This is a genomic window from Kitasatospora sp. NPDC057940 (genome assembly GCF_042887425.1).
Taxonomy (GTDB): Bacteria; Actinomycetota; Actinomycetes; order Streptomycetales; family Streptomycetaceae; genus Kitasatospora.
Genome location: NZ_JBHVPH010000011.1, coordinates 223,875 through 240,779, shown reverse-complemented (window position 1 = coordinate 240,779; position 16,905 = coordinate 223,875). Strand labels below are relative to the sequence as shown.

Sequence of the window (16,905 nt, the reverse complement as noted above, 5' to 3'; positions counted from 1 at the left end):
CCCCGCGCCGCGGGGGGCCCCGCCCGGGGGAGCCGGTCAGCCGTCAGCGGTCAGCAGTCAGCGGTCAGCGGGAGACGGCGGCACCCGGGCGGTCGAGCGCGGCCGCCTGGCCGCGGCCGTCGACCGGGCCGTAGCCGTGCTCCGCCGCGAGGACCGGGCGCAGCGCCCGGATCGCGTAGAAATTGCGGGACTTGACCGTCCCCGGCGGCACCCCGAGCCGGGCCGCCGCCTCCACCACCGAGCGGTCCCGCAGGTGCAGTTCGACCAGCACCTCGCGGTGGTGCTTCTGCACCCGGCGCAGGGCCAGCGCGATGTCCCGGGCGACGACCACCTGCTCGTACGGGTCCTCGGCGAGCGGACGGTCCTCCAGCGGCTCGCCGATCACCTCCTTGGCGCGGGCGGCGGCCATCCGGTAGTGGTCGATCGCGATCCGCCGGGCCACCGTGAACAGCCAGGGGCGGCTCTGCTCGGCCCCGGCCGCCAGCGCCTCGGGGTGCTGCCAGGCACGCAGCAGCGTCTCCTGGAGGATGTCCTCGGCCTTGCCCCGGTCGCCGCCGGTGGCGCGCAGCAGCGCACGCAGCAGGTAGCCGCCGTGCAGCCGGTGGATCTCGGCGAGCGTGTCCGGGTCGAGGGTGGGGCGGGCCGCCTTCGGCGTGCCGGGTGCGGGGGCGGATCCCGTGGTGGCCGACGGGTCCGTGCCGGCCGGCGGGCCGACGGGCGGCTGGGCGACGGACGTGGGCTGGGCGACGGGCTGCTTCGACACGCGCGGCCTCTCAGATCGGGCAAGGGCAGGGCGACACACCGACCGGGCTTCCCCGGCGGCTACAAGCAGCAGACTGCCCGCAGCCGCCAAGGCCGCACCAACGATCCGCCAACGCCCCGGCCCCGCACGGCCGGGCCGCAGGCCAGGACTCCGCACGGACACCTGTCGGCCATCTGGCGGCCATCTCCCGACCGTCCCATGGCCACCAGGCCTTCCCTCAGGCCTCGTTGAGCACGCGTACCAGCTCCTGGACCCCGTCCTCCCCCCGGTGCTCGATCAGCACCGCGACCCAGGTCGCCAGCTGCTCCCGCTCCACCGCCGACCAGGCCGGTGCCGAGGGGTGCTCGTCGACCACCAGCGCCGCCGCCAGCTCCCGCAGCCCCGGTGCGGGCTCCGGCCGCCGCCGCTCGGTCGGCAGCGCCAGCAGCGCGAGCCGCCGGGCGGCGGCGGTCACCTCCTCCGCCGTGCCCTCGGGCACCACCAGCGCAGGCGGCCCGGGCCTGCTCGGTTCCTCCTGCCGTACCAGCGCCGCGACGACCTCGCGCACGTCCGGCCCGTCCGGATCCATCGTTGTCCCTCCCCCATCCCGTCCCACGGGAGTCACGCCGGCTGCTCCTGCATGGCACTCGTTCCGCATCGAGTGCCATCCGAAGACGGTATCTACTGACAGCCGGTCCAGCAGAGGGTTTTCCGGTACGGCCGGGCAGCTGCCGCTCAGCTGCCGCCTGCACACCGGTTCGGCCGGCGACGAGCCGCCAGGCCGGGCCACCGTGCTCCGGCAACACCGCGCCCACCCGGCGGGCGTCCACCCCGCACCACGACACCGGCCCCGCCCCAGACCGCCGTCGAGGCCGGGCCGCCGGTGGCGCCGGTCGCGCCGGCCGGAGGACCGACCGACGACGGCGGACCGGCCGTCGCGACGGCGCGGTTCCTGGTGGCGCGCATGAGCTCCTCCGAGCGGGACGAGGAACGCGAGGTGCGCCCTGTCCCGCTCAACGGACCTTCCACCGGGGGCGGTTCACCGATCCGCAGGGTGACGCGCGTTGAACCGGAACGGGCCCTTCGCCCGTAGTCCCGACTGAACGCACCGACGGTCCGGCCCGGCGCACCGTGAACCAGGAGGTCACCCGATGGCTTTCTCCGACGGCACCCCCGACGACGGAGCCGCCGCCCCGGAACGGCCCGACTACACACCCGCTGCCTGGCCCGAGCCCGTCCCGCTGCTCCCCCGGCAGCCCCTCGACCCGCTCGGCACCGTTCTGATCCCGCCCTCCGAACGGCGGCTGTTCACCCGCGCACCGGCGCCGCAGGCGCAACCGCCCGCACCGCCCGGCGGCCCCACCCCCGCCGCCCTGCTCGCGGTACCCACGCCGTCCCCGGCCACGGCCCCCGCAGCGCGCCAGGACCGGGCGGCCCACCCGCGCGCCCTGCGACTGCCCTTCGGCGGCGGCACGGAGGCCCGGCGCCGCCGCCTCGTGGAGCGGATCCGGACCCCGCTGCGCAGCTGCCACCGCATCGCGCTTCTGGGCAGGCCCGCCGAGGGCGTCCCGGTCACGCTCGGCGCCCTCCTGGCGCAGCACCGGCCCGACCCGGTGATCGTCCTCGACCTCGCCGACGCCTCCCGCGTCTCACACGCCGACCGGCGGATCCTCGACCGGAGCGCGGCCGGCCGGCTCGACATCCTCGCCGTCCGCCCGGACACTCCGGGCCCCGCGTTCCGGGACACCCTGACCGACCTCAGCGGCCGCTACCCGATGATCCTCAGCGACACCACGGCCGCCGCGGGCGACGTCCAGCTCACGGCCGTCGAACTCGCCGACCAACTGGTCATCTGCGAACACGCCTCCGCCGACGGGGCCCGCAACGCCTCAGCGCTGATCGACCACCTGACCTCCCGAGGCCACGGCGGCCTCGTCCGCGGCGGCACCGTCGTCTTCGTCCCCAGCCCGCCCACCGAGCGCCCCGTCGCCGACCGCCAGCTCCTCGCCCACTTCCGCACCCTCTGCCGCGACGTCGTCCTCCTCCCCGCGCACACCCCGGGCACCCCCGGTCGGCGCCGCCCCCACGCCCACCTCGCCTACCTCGAACTCGCCGCCCTCGTCGGCGACGCCCTGGCCATCCGCCACACCGCCTGACGCCGCGTCCCCACCGGGAGAACGGGCGGGCGGCCTCGGGGACGTGCGTCACGGGACGAGAAAGCGGGCACCCCCGCCCGGAGAGCGGCTACGAGCGCCGGGGCCACCAGGAGCCCGGCGGGCGAGGGCGCGGCGCCCACGCCCGAGGGAGCAGCGCGACGGTGCAGCGGGAGGACGGCCTGGCCGGTCCTCTCACGCCTGGCCGTCCTCCGCCCTCCCCGGGCGCCAGCCGCGGGCACGGGCACGCGGCGTGACGGCGCTGGCGGCGGCCACGAGGGCGATGACGGCCAGTGCGGCCAGGGAGATCGTCACGGCCTGGGTGGGGGCGGTGGAGGTGGGTGGAGCGGCGGGCATGGCGAGGGTGGCCGGTGTCGCGGCGGGGGGCGCCTGGTCGGGGACCGCGAGCTGGGTCACGGCGGCGACGGGGTCGATGGTGCCGTAGCCGACCTGCGGGTCGGGGGTGGTGACGGTGTGGTAGGCGGTGGTCTCCAGGCGCCGGATCAACTGGTCGGCGGTGAGGTCCGGGTGGCTGCCGAGGGCGAGGGCGGCGGTGGCGGCGACGAAGGCGGCGGCGAAGCTCGGCCCGGCGCCGGTGTAGTTGCCGCCGGGGGCCGGGCCGGTGCCGGTGACGGCGCCGCCCGGAGCGGCGAGGTCGACCCGGCCGCCGATCGGGACGGCTCCGGCGCCCGAGGGGAGGGCGCCGCCGGGGGCGAGGTCGCGGACGGCGAGGACCTCGCCGTAGGCGGCCGGATAGGCCGGTCCGGGTTTCCCCGAGCCGGGCTGGACGTCGGGGGCCGCAGGCGCCACGATGACCGCCCCCTTGCTCCGGGCCGCCCGCACCGCCCCGGCGAGCGCGTCGTTGCCGGCCGGCAACGCCGCCCCGACCGCGATGATCCGCGCTCCCCGCTCGCTCGCCGCCGTGATCCCCTGGGCGAGCAGGTCCGCCGTCGTGGCACCGCCGTCGTCGGTGACCGAGACGGCGAGGATCCGGGCCCGTGGGGCGAGTCCGGCGAAGCCCGTCCCGTCGCGGCGGTCGGCGGCGATCAGGCCGGCCAGGAACGTGCCGTGGCCGACGCAGTCGCGGGCGGGGTCACCGCCTCCGGTGAGTTTGGGGGCGTAGTCGAGGCGGCCGGCGAGCAGGCCGGTGCCGTCGGTCACGCCGGAGCCGAGGACGGCGACGGTGACGCCGTCACCCTGGCTGAGCGGCCAGACCCGGTCGGGGCGCAGGAAGGTCTGGGGCCAGGGCGTGAGCGGCGTGCGCTTGGTGGACGGGGGCAGGCAGCCGGCCGGCTTCCCGGACGCGTCGCGTCGCAGTTGGGTGACGCCCGGGAGGCTGTCGTCGCCGGCGGGGGTGTCGGCCAGGGCCGTACCCGCCGTCGGGAGCAGCAGGCCGACGGCGAGAAGGGCGGCTGCCGTCCTCACGCGAGGCTGCCGATCCGCCCGGCCGGGATGTCCTGGGGCAGCAGCAGGCTGAGTTCGTCCAGGTCCGCCACCTCCAGCCGGGAGAGCCGACCGGCCTGCCTGGTGATCATCGACTCCAGCACCTGCCGGGCGAAGCGCCCGTTCCCGAAGGACCGGTCGCGCGGGACGGCGGCGAAGAGTTCGCCGAGCGCCGCCAGCGTCTCCGGGGTGCAGTTGTACCCGGCGGTCTCCGCCTGGAGGCGGACGATGGTGACGAGTTCGTCGTCCGCGTAGTGGTCGAAGGTGATCTCGCGGGAGAAGCGGGAGGCCAAGCCGGGGTTGGAGGAGAGGAAGCCGCGCATCTCCTCCTGGTAGCCGGCCACGATCACCACGACCTCGTCGCGGTGGTCCTCCATCAGCTTCATCAGGGTGTCGACGGCCTCCTGGCCGAAGTCGCCGCCGGTGCCGTTGCGGGGCGTCAGGGTGTAGGCCTCGTCGATGAAGAGCACGCCGCCGCGGGCGCGTTCGAAGGCGTCGCGGGTGAGCTGCGCGGTGTGGCCGATGTAGCGGCCGACGAGGTCGGCGCGGGCGGTCTCGATGAGCTGACCGGCCGGCAGGACGTCGAGTTCGGCGAGGAGTTCGCCGTAGAGCCGGGCGATGGTGGTCTTGCCGGTGCCGGGCGGGCCGGAGAAGACCAGGTGGTGGCTGATGGTGGCGGCGGGCAGTCCGGCCTCGACGCGGCGGCGGGTCTGCCGGGTCAGGTTGACCAGGTCCTCGACCTGCTCCTTGGCGGCGGCGAGGCCGACCATGCCACGCAGCCGGTCGAGCAGTCCGGGCTCCTCGGGCTGGTCGGCTCCGGCAGCGGCGCGGGCGACGGCGGCGGCGGCCTGCTCGCCGACGTCGGCGGGGAGCAGGCGGCTGAGGTCGGCGTTGTCGAAGTCCTCCAGTTCGGCGAGCCGGGAGGCCTGGCGGTCGACCATCTCCTCGAAGACCTTGCGGGCGGCGCGGCCGTTGCCGAAGTCGGCGCCCTTGGGCATCCGGTCGAAGTGGACGGCGAGGGCCTCGCGGGTGCCGTCGGCGAGCTCGTAGCCGTGGCCCCCGGCGGCGTGTTCGACGATGGTGGTGAGTTCGTCGACGCTGTAGTTCTGGAACTCGACGGTGCGGCTGAACCGCGACGCGAGGCCCGGGTTGGAGGCCAGGAAGTCGCGGATCTCGTTCTCGTACCCGGCGACGATCACCACCAGGTCCTCGCGGTGGTCCTCCATCAGCTTGACGATGGTGTCGATGGCCTCGCGGCCGAAGTCCGGTCCGGTCCCGCCGGAGCCGGCCGACAGGGTGTACGCCTCGTCGATGAAGAGCACGCCGCCGAGCGCCTCCATGACGACCTCGGTGGTCTTGAGCGCGGTGCCGCCGATGATCGAGGCGACGAGGTCGGCGCGGGCGACCTCGACCAGGTGGCCGCTGCGCAGCACACCGAGTTCGGCGAGGATGGCGCCGTAGAGCCGGGCGACGGTGGTCTTGCCGGTGCCGGGCGGGCCGGCGAACACCAGGTGGCGGCTCATCGGGAGGGAGGGCAGCCCGGCCTGTTCGCGGCGCCGGGCCAGCTTGTTGAGGTTGACCAGGGTGGCGACCTGCTCCTTGACGCCCTCCAGCCCGACCAGGGTCTGCAGGACGGCCTGCGGGCCCTGCGGGCCGGGAGCGGCGGGGGCCTCCTGCGGGGTGCCGTCGGCGGACTCGCCCTCGTCCCCGGCGGCGGTCGCCGCGGCGGTGACCGTGCCGTGCGCGTCGGGCGAGCGGTTGTCCCGGCTGTCGAGGTTCTCGACGGCGAGCCGGTCGGTGGGCTCGCTCTGCCGCAGCCCGGCGCCCTGGTTCTCGGCGGTGACGCAGTCGGTGAGCCGGACGGGTTCGGCGGACTCCGAGCGCAGGCCGTCCACGGTGTTGTCGGTCAGCTGGCAGCCGGTGAGGGTGGCGCGGGCGCCGGGCAGCAGGTGGAGCCCGTGGCGGCGGTTGGCCCGCAGCCTGGTCCTGGTCGCGGTGAGTTCGCCGCCGTGTTCGACGCTCGCGCCGTCGAACGCGTTGTCGGCGGACTCGACGTCGCGCAGGGTGGCGATGCCCTCGGCGCCGATCGAGATGCCGCAGGCCTTGCTGCCGCGCACGAGGCTGCCGCCGAGGTAGGTGTTGGCGCCGTCGGCGATCCGGATGCCGTTCTTGCCCGCGTCGAGCACGGTGGCGTCCTCGATCCGGCCGCGCCCGTCCCGCACCACCTCGACGCCGTGGCCACCGGCGTCGGTGACGGTGGTGCGGCGCAGCAGCGGGTTGGCGCCGTCACGGATGACGATGCCGGCGCCGGCCGCGTCGCGCACCTCCAGGCGGTCGAACTCGGCGGCGCTCTCCCCCGTGAGGTCGACGCCGTCGGTCTCGCTGTCGCGCACCACGGCCCGCACCAGACTGGGGCTGGCCGATTCGTCGACGTGGATGCCGGCCTGCGCGGCGGCGGTGACCTCGCAGTCCTCGAAGGTGCCGCGGGCACGGCCGGCGATGTGCAGGCCGTGGCCCTGGCTGCGGACGGCGCGGCAGCGGCGCAGCAGGGGGTCCGTGCCGTTGGTGAGGACGTAGCCGTGGCCGCGCACGGCGGTGACGGTGCAGTCCTCCAGCACCACCCGGGCGGTGGAGCCGAGGAAGACGCCGACCGCGCTGTCGCGGACCTCGGTCCGCAGCAGGCGGGTGGTGCTCTGCTCCTCCAGGGCCACGGCGGGTTTGTCGGTGGCGGAGATCTCGCAGTCCTCGATGACTCCGCGCGCCTCCCCGTTGGCGCAGATGCCGTTGCCGCGCGCGTCGCGCAGGACGCAGCGCCGCACGGTGGGGTTGGCCCGCTCGCCGATCACCAGGGCGGAGGTGCCGAGGTGTTCGATGACGCTGTCCTCGATGACGCTGGCGCCGGTGGAGGTCTCGACCAGTCCGGCGCCCGCGGTGTTGACCACCCGGCAGCCGCGCATGGCGAGTTCGCCCTGCTGGCGGGTGAGGACGGCCGTCCAGGCGTTGCCGATCACTTCGCAGTCCTGCAGGGCGAGCTGGCCGCGCGGGACGTCGACGGCGGGCAGGTCGTCGTCCTGCCCCTGGATCACCAGGCCGGTCAACTGGACGGCCTCGGCCAGGACCTGGACCACCGAGCCGCGGCGCGGACTGATCCGCACACTGCCCCGGACGTCCTCGGCGGTGATGGTCACCACCTTGGTGAGCACCAGGTTCTCCTCGTACCGGCCGGGCCGTACGGAGATCACCGCGCCGCTGCGGGCCGCCTGGAGGGCTTCGCCGATCGTGCGGTAGGAGCCGCGTTCCCGCTGCTCCGCGCAGACCGTCAGCACCGGGCGCGACATGCCTGGGGGTTCCCTTCGTCGTGGGGCGTTCGTTCGTGACCTGCTCGGAGGACCAGGCCAGGGTCGGAGGATCGGGTCAGGGTCGAGGAGGACCGGGTCAGGGCGTGCAGGTGACGCGCATGGCGCTGGCGGCGTGGTGGGCGAGGTTCGTGGCTCCCCAGTCCTGGCCGCGGGTGTGCAGGGTGACGGACAGCGAGCCGCGGTACTGGAAGGTGCCCTCGCCGACCCAACGGCCCTGGTTGCCGGTCTGGTTGATCTTGAAGTCGCTCGATCCGCTGCCGCTCTGCACGGTGTAGTAGGTCGGGTTCCCGCCGACCTTCTTCACGTCCCCGCTGGCCGGAATGTAGACGTCCAGGGTGCAGCTGGTGACCTTGTCCAGGGTGAAGGTCCACACCACCGAGTTCTTGTCGTCCTTGCCGTCCCCGGACATCGGCACCGACGTGTACGTCCCGTTGCAGCCGTCGCCGCTCCAGCCGCCGGAGTTGCTCCGCCAGCCGGAGTCACCCTGGTCGAACCAGCCCTTCTGGCTGTACGCGCCGCCCTTGTTGCCGCAGTACGGGCCGGTGACCACGACGGTGGGCGCGGCCTTCTGCGGGGGCGGCGGCGGCGCGGGCTGCTGGGAAGCGGGCTGCTGCGGCGCGGGGTTCTGCGGGGCCGGCTGCTGCGGCGCGGGGTTCTGCGGGGCCGGGTTGGCGGCGCCACCGGCCGCGCTCCCCGCCGCGCCACCTGCGGCGGCAGCGGCGGCGCCACCGGAACCGGAACCCGAGCCAGAGCCGGAACCAGAGCCGGAACCGCCCTGGGCGCGACCCGGAGCGGTGGTCGAACTCGCGTTGCCACCACCGGAGTTGGCGGCTCCGCCGGATCGAGCGGCAGTGCCTCCCGCGCCTCCGCTGCTTCCGGTGCCGTTCGGGGCCGAGGCCGGCTGGTCAGCAGGGGCTGGCGTGCCCGTGCCGGCGTCCGCGGCCGGGACCGCCGCGTCGGGCTGACCGGGGGCAGGGGTGCCGCCGGAGCCGCTGGTACCACCGTGCTCGTCGAAGTTCGGGACGAAGCCGTTGCCGCCGTCCCCACCGCTCTGCCCGTATCCGGGCGGGGCGTCTGCCTGGGCCGGGCCGCCCTTGTGCTCGTTGCCGCCGAGCTGGGTCACCACCACGGAAGTGCCCACCAGCACCAGGCCGACGGCGACGGCCGCCGCGATCATCGGGCGGGAGACCCGGCCCGGCCGGGGGCCCTGGTCGGTGCCGGTGTCGGTGGAGGGCTCGGCGACGCTCGCGGCGGCCACCGCCTCGGGCGTCCCGGCGGCGGTGGGTGCTGCGGTGGCGGGCGCTGCGGTCGTCGTGGCCGTGGCAGGTGCGGGCACGGGCGGGACGGCGGGAGGTGCAACCGGCTGCTCGCGCTCCGGCTGCGCGGGCAGCACCGCGGTCGCGGCGCCGGAACCCGGCTCCGCCGCTTCACCCTTCGCCGAGGCGGCTCCCTCCGGAGCCGTTCCCTCCGAGGCAGCCTCCGACGACGTACCCTCCGACGGTTCGACCTCCGCCGCCAGGGCCCAGTTCACCTCCGGGAGCTGGAACCCGGCGCTCGTCCGCCCCGCCTCGCCGCGCTTCTCCTCGGCCACCATGCATCCCCTGCACTCGACGACACTCCTGTGGGGAGGTACGGACGGAGTGGCCGAACCGGTTCAGCCGCTACGAGCCGACCGTCCAGACCGGCTCCTCCTCGGAGTCCGGCGGAGTCAGGACGAAGGACACCGCCCGCTCCAGCACCGCCGCGTCCGGCACCGCCCACGGACCGTCGCCCTGCGCGCGGACGTGAGCGAGCAGCTCCGGGTCGGGCGCCAGCCCGTACTCCTCCAGGTAGTACGTCACGGTGTCGGTCCAGATCCAGGACCCGTCGGTACGGAAGCCCATCGGGACGGTGGAGCGCCGCTGCCGGTCCACCACGTCGTCCATCAGCATCGGCGTCAGCAGCACGGCCGCGCCCGCCCGCAGGTAGCCGACGAGTGCCTCGCGCTCCGCGCGATCCTCGATCCTCGGCCGGTCCGGCCCGAAGCCCGGCCCCGTCACCGGGTCCACGGCGTCGAACACCGACGCCAACCGGAAGTCGTCCCGCTTCGTCCCGCTGGTCCCGCTCATCCCGCACTCCTCCCGCCGGTTCGCCCCTACGCTTCGTCCGACGGACGGAAGGCCGCCCCGGGTTCATCGCGGGTGCCGGTTCGTCGGCCGACAGCTCGACCGGCCGGGGCGGGGCCGGGGCCCACCACCGGCCGGGGAGAGCGGGAGGGGCGCCGGTGCCGCGCCTCGGACCAGGTGATCCGCGCCAGGACGCGGCCGCCCGGCCCCACAGGACGTCACCGGCCGGCCGCGCCACCGAGGTCCAGGAGGTAGCGGGCCGGGTCGGCGGGGCGGATCCGGTCGGCGGGAGCGACGGCGTCGCGCCGGGCCAGCCAGCTGCGCAGGCGGTCGGGGCGCGGGCGGACGCCGCCGATCTCGTGGAGCAGCACGCGGGCCGGACGCCCGGTCGTCTCGTCCGGAAGGTCGACGTCCACCACCTCGAACTCCGTCCCCGGGGCGAAGATCACGGTCGGCTGGTCGCCCGGCTCGCCGAAGACCGAGCTGCGGCGGCCACCGACGGACCAGATGGCGAACTCCACCCCGACGTCCTCGCCGAAGTCCGCGCCCGGCGCCGCCAGGCCGCTGACCGGGGCCCGCTCGGTGAGCACGGTTCCCGGGGTGTAGGCGGCCAGGTCGGCCGACTCGACCGGGCCCGCCACCAGCACGCCTCCGTAGTGGCTGGGCAGCCGCCGGAGCCCGGCCGCGAGGCAGCGCAGGTACGGGCCGAACGGGCCCGGGGCGCCCGACCGCGCCGCGGCGCGGAGCTCGGCGCGCTCGGCGAGGACGGTCGAGTCGGTGTGGTGGAGCAGCACGGCGACCAGTTCGGGCCGCGGATCGCCCTCGTCGACCCGGGCGCGCAGGCCGGGCAGACGGGTCGCGACGTCCTCGGCCCGCCGGACGAAGCGCTGGTAGGCAGGCCCGAGGAGGGCGACCAGGGCCGCGCGGTCCTCGGCGGGGGTGGAGAGCTCGACCAGGTCCGAGGAGGGGGCGGTCGGCTGCGCCGGAGCTTGCTCGGGGGCTTGCTCGGGGGCCGGTCCCGGGGCCTGCTCTGACGTGGAGCCGGCCGCGGGTTCGGGCGTCGGGTGTGCCCCGGCCTGGCCCGCCGTGGTTCCCGGCGGCTCCGTGGGCTCGGCGGTCACGGCGGCCTCCGTGGGCACGGCCACGGGCACGGGCTCAGGGTCGAGTGCCGGGGCAGGGGCAGGGGCTGGCACCTCCTCCGCTGCGGGAATGTCCTCCGAAGCCGCTGCCGGCGCGGGCCCGGAGCCGGCCTCCCCGTCGGGCGACGCCTGCTCTCCTCCCCCGGGTGCGACGCTGCCCCCCGGCTCCACGGCCGGGCCGAGGCCTGCGTCCGGGGCCACCGTCGTGCCGGTGTCGCCCACCACGGCCGCAGTCGGCCCGGGGGCGGGCTCGGGGGTGGGCTCAGGGACGGGAGGGGAAGCGGGGCGTTCCCCGGGCTCTCCGCCGAAGACCCCCATCGTGGCCATGGGGACCGGTACGGCCACCGGATCCGTCTCGATCCCGGCCTCCGTCTCCGTCTCCGTCCCAATCCCGGCCTCGGCCTCAGCCGAGGCCTCTGTCCCGGTCTCCGCCCCGGTCCCGACCTCCGTCTCGATCTCGAACACCGGACCGGTCACGGCCACCGGACCGGTCGCGGCCACCGGCTCCGGCGCCCCGGGCTCGGTCGACACCGGTAGCGGCGCCGGGTCCGCCTCCGCCGACGCTCCGAGCTCCACCGACGCGGGCTCAGGTACCGCTACGGGCTCCGCCGCAACCGCGGGCGCCGCCTCCGGGCCGGGCGCCGCCACGGCAGCCGACGCAGCGGCGGGTCCGACCCAGTCGAGCCCGTACAGCCGCGCGCAAAAACGCCCGACCGCCCCGGATTCGACGTCCAGCGTCCCGGCGACGGTGAGGGCGAGGCGCGCGGGCGCCGGCGGGAGCGAGCCGAGGACGGCCCCGAGGTGGTCCCAGAGTGTCTCGGGGACGGGGCGTCCCGGGGACCCGACGACCAGGGCGGGGCCGGCCGGGTCGGGCCGCCTAAGTCGGGGGCCGCGGTCCCCGGTGGCAGCCGGGCGGAGCCAGAGTCCGGCCGCGACGGCTTCCAGTTCCCAGCCGGGGAAGGCCGGGTAGCGCGCGGGCCCGGGGGCGGCGGGCAGGTCGGGCCGGCTGCGCCAGCCGACGGCCGTGACGGTGCGCTCGGTCGGGCAGGCGACCAGTTCGGTGAGGTAGGGCTCCCACCCTTCGGTGCCGTCCGTGGCGAGGTGGACGTGGCGCAGCCCGGCCGCGCCCCGTACCGGCAGGCCGACCGCCGCCCGGACCTCCCGCCCCAGCGAGGCCGCCGCGACCGCAGCGAGTTCGATCAGCTCGACCGGCGCGGCCCACGGCGCGCTCAGGGTGAGGCGCGCGTCCTCCGCGACCGTCCCGAGCAGCAGCGAGGCGGCGTTGGCGAGTTGCGCCCCGGTGGGCAGCCGCCCGGCCGGTTCGCCGAGGACGAGCAGCAGTCCGCCGTCGGTCGCGGCCGCGTGGTCCAGCGCCGCGGGCCGCGCCCGGCCCGCGATTTCGGTGACCCAGTACGCATCGCGCGTCAGCGGGGTGATGGCGGCCGCGGCGGGCCACCGCGCGCCGAGCGGTTCGGCCCGGAGCTGGGCGCCGCCCGGCGGGCAGCGCCACCAGGAGCCGTCCGGGGCCGACAGCGTTCCGTCCGGCTCGATGCTGACCATCGCGTCGGGCGCGACGATCGTCAGCCCGGAGCGGGCGGCGAGCAGTTCGGCGGGCCGCCTTCCGTCCGGCCCGATCGCGGCGAGTCCCGAGGCGGCGAGCACCAGCACGTCGGCGTCGCGCTCACCCGCCGCCCGTACGAGGTCGTCGAGCGAGGCGAGCAGGACGGGCGCGGCGTCCGCGGCGGCGGCCAGCAGCAGCAGCGAGCGGGGTTCGGCCCGGACGGGCGCGAGGGCTTCGGCCAGTCCGGCGGCCTCCGCGCCGGGCGGCGCGATGACGTAGTGCGGGCCGAGCGCCCGCAGCGTGGAGGCGGTCACCGGCCGGCCTCCGGTTCGTCCGCCACGTGCCCGGTCTGCACCTGGACGGTGCGTCGCCGGGTGATGTAGAGGCCGCGCCCGGCGGGGAACTGCCGGGGCTTGACGTTGCCGAACAGGTACCCCTCCGAGGGCGGGCAGGAGAGCAGCAGGGAGGGCGAGTTGACCTCCTGGAGCTTGCGCATCAGCGGGTCGCCGAGGGCTCGCCCGACACCGTTGGCGCCGCGCGCGACGACCAGGTGCAGGCCGATCTCGGCACCCTGGGCGAGGTCTTCGAGCAGGGCCGCGAAGGGGTGGGCGCCGCTGGTGGAGCCGACCAGGTCGTAGTCGTCGACGAGGATGAACAGTTCGGGCCCGGTCCACCAGTCGCGCAGCCTGAGCCGGGCGGGGGTGATGTCCGCGGGCGGGATGCGGTTCTTCATGGCGCGCGAGGCGCCGTCGACGATCTGACGGAGCTTGTCGACGGCCACCGCGTAACCGAGCTGGTACTCCTGGGGCACCGCGTCGAACAGGCCGCGCCGGTAGTCGACCAGCATGATCCGCGCCTCGGCGGGGGTGTAGGCGGAGGTGATGGCGTTGATCATGAGCCGCAGCAGGTTGGTCTTGCCGGATTCGCTGTCGCCGACGACCAGCAAGTGCGGGTTCTCCTCGAAGTCGTGCCACAGCGGCGAGACCTCGGTGTCCTCCAGGCCGATCGGGACGCGCAGCCGGCCCTCGGGGGCGGGGAGTCCGGCGGCGTCGAGGGTGAGCGGGAGCATCCGGACCTCGGGGGCCCGTGGGCCGGTCCAGTGGGCGGCGACCGCGTCGACCAGGTCGGCGACACCGTCGCCGAGGTCGTCGGTGTTGCCGGAGCCGTCGATCCGGGGCAGGGCGGTGAGGAAGTGCAGCTGCTCGTCGGTGAGGCCGCGGCCGGGCAGCTTGGGGACCTTGGCGGCCGCGCGCATGTTGATGACGGAGTCGACGGAGTCGCCGAGCCGCAGTTCGAAGCGGGTCTGGAGCTGGTCGCGCAGGCCGCCGCTGATCTCGCCCCAGCGGGTGGTGGCGACGACCAGGTGGACGCCGTAGTTGAGGCCGCGCTGGGAGATCAGGGTGAGCGGCTGGAGGAGGTCGCTGAACTCCTGGCGCAGGGTGTTCCAGCCGTCGATGACGAGGAAGACGTCGCCGTGCGGGTCGTCGGGCAGTTCCCCGGCGGCCTTGCGGCGGCGGAAGGACCCGATGGAGTCGATGCCGAGTTCGGCGAAGTACTGCTCGCGGCGGGTGATGATGCCGTTGACCTCGGCGACGGTGCGCAGCACCCGTTCGCCGTCGTGCCGACCGGTGACGCCGCCGAGGTGCGGCAGCCCGCGCAGGGCGGAGAGCGTGCCGCCGCCGAAGTCCAGGCAGTAGAACTGGACTTCGCGCGGGGTGTGGGTGAGGGCGAGGCCGGTGATCAGGGTGCGCAGCATGGTGCTCTTGCCGCTCTGCGGGGCACCGGCGATGCCGACGTGCCCGCCGGCGCCGGCCAGGTCGGCGGTGAGCAGGTCGCGCAGTTGCTGGAAGGGGCGGTCGACGATGCCGACCGGCAGGCCGAGCGAGCCGTGGGAGCGCTCGTCCTCGGTGGTGAGGCCGCGGTCGGGGTGCGGGACGAGCGGCGGCAGCAACTCGTCGAGGGTGGGCGGGACGTCCAGGGGCGGCAGCCAGACCCGGTGGGCGGGCGGTCCGGCGTCGCGCAGCCGGCCGGCGGCGACCTCCAGCAGCGAGCCGTCGGACGCCTGCTCCTCCTCGGGCTCGGCCGCGGCCACCGGGAGGTGACGCGGCAGCACGTAGTCGGTGCCGTAGGAGACGACCTGCCCGGCGAGGGCGGCCTGCTGGGAGGACCGGCGCTTGGGCCGGTACGGCCCGGAGACGTAGGCGGCCTTGAACCGGGTGAGGGTGGAGATGTCGCTGCGCAGGAAGCCGTTGCCGGGCTGGGAGGGCAGCTGGTAGGCGTCGGGGACGCCGAGGACGCCGCGGCTCTCCATCGCGGAGAAGGTGCGCAGGCCGATCCGGTAGGACAGGTGGGACTCCAGCGCGCTCATCCGGCCCTCGTCGAGGCGCTGGGAGGCGAGCAGCAGGTGGACGCCGAGCGAGCGGCCGAGCCGGCCGATCATCACGAAGAGTTCCATGAAGTCCCGGTGCGCGGACAGCAGTTCGCTGAACTCGTCGACGACGACGAAGAGCGTGGGCATCGGGCGCAGCGCGGCGCCGCCGGCGCGCGCCGTCTCGTAGTCCAGCAGCGAGGCGTAGCCGGCCTCGCGCAGCAGCTCCTGGCGGCGGATGAGTTCGCCGTGCAGGGCGTCGCGCATGCGGTCGACCAGCGCGGCCTCGTCGGCCAGGTTGGTGATCACGGCGGATGTGTGCGGCAGGCCGTCCAGGCCGAGGAAGGTCGCGCCGCCCTTGAAGTCGACCAGGACGAAGTTGAGCACCTCGGAGGAGTGGGTGACGGCGAGCGCCATCACCAGGGTGCGCAGCAGTTCGGACTTGCCGGAGCCGGTGGCGCCGATCAGCATGCCGTGCGGGCCCATGCCGCCCTGCGCGGACTCCTTCAGGTCGAGGTCGACCGGGCGGCCGTCCGGGCCGAGCCCGAGCGGGACGCGCAGCCGCTGGGCGATGCCGCGCTGGCCCCAGAGCGCCTCGACGTCCAGGGTGTTCAGGTCGGGGATGCCGAGCAGGGCGGTCAGGTCGAAGTCCGTGGCGAGCGGCTCGGCGACGTCCACGCCGTCGGCGATGCGGTAGCGGGCGAGCAACGCGGCGAGGCGGGTCGCGGCGGGCACGGCGAGCGAGTCGGGGCGGCCGAGGTCGGTGACGACGTCCTTGCGGTTGCGGTCGGCGCCGATCATCGCGAGCCGTCCGTCGTCGATCCGCAGCCGCAGGGTGGTGCGGGCGGCGCGCCACTCCAGGCTGTCGGACAGGTCGATCAGGACGGCGTTGCGGTAGCCGGTGAGCGCGGCACGGCTGCCGGTGTGGGCGCCGGGGCCGTCGAGCACCAGGACGGTGAAGGGCTCGTCCCGGTTGGGCACGGCGTCCGGTTCGAAGCCCGGGCGGCTGGTGAACTCCTCGCCCAGCAGCTGCTCGACCTCGCCGAGGCTGCCGGCGACCAGCCGGACCGGACCGGCGCCGTCGGTGTCGGTCGGGTGCAGGGCGTGCGGCAGCCACTTGGCCCAGTCCCAGGAGGTGCGCCGCTCGGCGTCGGTGACGACGGCGATGCGCAGCTCGTCCGGGCCGTGCACGACGGCGAGTTGGGCGAGCACGGCCCGCACCAGGGCGCGGGCGGCCTCCGGGTCCTCGGCCCGCAGCAGCAGTTGGGCGAAGCCGCGCAGGTGGATCGCCATCGGCTGGTCGGCGACGGTTCCGTAGGCGTGGATGAAGCGGCGCAGCGCGTGCGCGCACAGCGGCTCCAGGTCCTCGACCGGCTTGGTGGCCAGCGGGGCGAGCGGGGTGGCCAGGCGCTGGGCGCCGACCGCGATCCGGACGTCGCTGAAGTCCGGGTGGGCGGCCCGTCGCTCCCACAGCCGGGTGGTGCCCACCAGCGACCACAGCTCGTCCGGGGCCGGGTGCCGCCAGGCCAGCGCCTGCCGCTGGGCGTCGACCGAACGCCGCACCTGGCGGCGCACCTGGGAGAGGTAGCGCAGGTAGTCGCGGCGCTCGCCGCGCAGCTGCTGCTTGCGGTCGCTGGAGCCGCGGATCAGCTGGGTGACCAGCATGCCGACGGCGGACAGCGCCATCATCCCCATCGCGAGGTAGCTGAGCGCGCCACCGCCGCCCTCACCGCCGCCCGGGTGCAGGAACATGAAGACCATCGACAGCGAGCCGAGCGCCATCGGGGCCATGCTGATCACGCTCGCCATGCCGCTCTGCTTCTCCGGCAGACCCGGCGGCTCCTGCAACTGGATCTCGCCGTCCGGCATCTCGGGCCCCGGGCGCCGGGGCGTCCGGGTGACCAGCACAACGCTCACTCAGGGCTCCTCACTGTGACGGGCTCCTCACTGCGACAGCCGTCCCTCTGGCTCACGGACGGCGTGGCACCCGGGGTTCAACCGCGGTTGAACGCGGCGCGCCGAGCCGCCCGTTCAA

The 16,905-nt window shown here is 75.5% G+C and carries 9 protein-coding genes; 1 reads left to right on the top strand and 8 read right to left on the bottom strand.

The genetic code is table 11. The features are described 5' to 3' along the window. Window positions 1-64: 64 nt before the first annotated feature. Together ACFVTF_RS19415 and ACFVTF_RS19410 are read right to left on the bottom strand one after the other, a co-directional pair. Window positions 65-763 carry a sigma-70 family RNA polymerase sigma factor gene (locus ACFVTF_RS19415; RefSeq protein ID WP_371521999.1) on the bottom strand — a complete coding sequence of 233 codons (699 nt, stop codon included), beginning with the start codon at window positions 761-763 and terminating at the stop codon, window positions 65-67. Between the two features lie 217 nt (window positions 764-980). Next, complete coding sequence (locus ACFVTF_RS19410; RefSeq protein WP_387814934.1) at window positions 981-1,331, bottom strand: hypothetical protein; 351 nt, start codon at window positions 1,329-1,331, stop codon at window positions 981-983. A gap of 562 nt (window positions 1,332-1,893) precedes the next feature. On the opposite strand from ACFVTF_RS19410, the gene ACFVTF_RS19405 reads away from it, so the two are divergent. Continuing rightward, window positions 1,894-2,898: a MinD/ParA family protein gene (locus tag ACFVTF_RS19405; RefSeq protein ID WP_387814932.1), complete on the top strand. Its 1,005-nt coding sequence runs from the start codon at window positions 1,894-1,896 to the stop codon at window positions 2,896-2,898. A gap of 192 nt (window positions 2,899-3,090) precedes the next feature. Here the strand turns inward: ACFVTF_RS19405 and ACFVTF_RS19400 are convergent, their stop codons facing one another. From ACFVTF_RS19400 to eccCa, 6 genes are all read right to left on the bottom strand, one after another. After that, entirely contained in the window at window positions 3,091-4,320 is a 1,230-nt protein-coding gene (locus tag ACFVTF_RS19400) for a S8 family serine peptidase (protein WP_387814930.1), read from the bottom strand. Further along, window positions 4,317-7,676, bottom strand: coding sequence for a right-handed parallel beta-helix repeat-containing protein (locus ACFVTF_RS19395; protein WP_387814928.1), 3,360 nt, complete (start codon window positions 7,674-7,676; stop codon window positions 4,317-4,319). The genes ACFVTF_RS19400 and ACFVTF_RS19395 overlap by 4 nt, the downstream gene beginning before the upstream one ends. Window positions 7,677-7,773: 97 nt before the next feature. Beyond that, window positions 7,774-9,291 carry a hypothetical protein gene (locus ACFVTF_RS19390; protein WP_387814927.1) on the bottom strand — a complete coding sequence of 506 codons (1,518 nt, stop codon included), beginning with the start codon at window positions 9,289-9,291 and terminating at the stop codon, window positions 7,774-7,776. Window positions 9,292-9,358: 67 nt separating this feature from the next. Then, window positions 9,359-9,805, bottom strand: a complete 447-nt coding sequence (locus tag ACFVTF_RS19385) for a hypothetical protein (RefSeq protein WP_387814925.1) — start codon at window positions 9,803-9,805, stop codon at window positions 9,359-9,361. Between the two features lie 215 nt (window positions 9,806-10,020). Continuing rightward, complete coding sequence (locus tag ACFVTF_RS19380; protein ID WP_387814923.1) at window positions 10,021-12,816, bottom strand: hypothetical protein; 2,796 nt, start codon at window positions 12,814-12,816, stop codon at window positions 10,021-10,023. Continuing rightward, window positions 12,813-16,739: a type VII secretion protein EccCa gene (gene eccCa, locus ACFVTF_RS19375; RefSeq protein ID WP_387814942.1), complete on the bottom strand. Its 3,927-nt coding sequence runs from the start codon at window positions 16,737-16,739 to the stop codon at window positions 12,813-12,815. The genes ACFVTF_RS19380 and eccCa overlap by 4 nt, the downstream gene beginning before the upstream one ends. Window positions 16,740-16,905: the final 166 nt, after the last annotated feature.

Coding starts and splice junctions, on each gene's coding strand:
- ACFVTF_RS19405 (WP_387814932.1), top strand. CDS start 1,894: ATGGCTTTCTCCGACGGCACCCCCGACGACGGAGCCGCCGCCCCGGAA.
- ACFVTF_RS19385 (WP_387814925.1), bottom strand. CDS start 9,805: ATGAGCGGGACCAGCGGGACGAAGCGGGACGACTTCCGGTTGGCGTCG.
- ACFVTF_RS19410 (WP_387814934.1), bottom strand. CDS start 1,331: ATGGATCCGGACGGGCCGGACGTGCGCGAGGTCGTCGCGGCGCTGGTA.
- ACFVTF_RS19390 (WP_387814927.1), bottom strand. CDS start 9,291: ATGGTGGCCGAGGAGAAGCGCGGCGAGGCGGGGCGGACGAGCGCCGGG.
- ACFVTF_RS19395 (WP_387814928.1), bottom strand. CDS start 7,676: ATGTCGCGCCCGGTGCTGACGGTCTGCGCGGAGCAGCGGGAACGCGGC.
- eccCa (WP_387814942.1), bottom strand. CDS start 16,739: ATGCCGGACGGCGAGATCCAGTTGCAGGAGCCGCCGGGTCTGCCGGAG.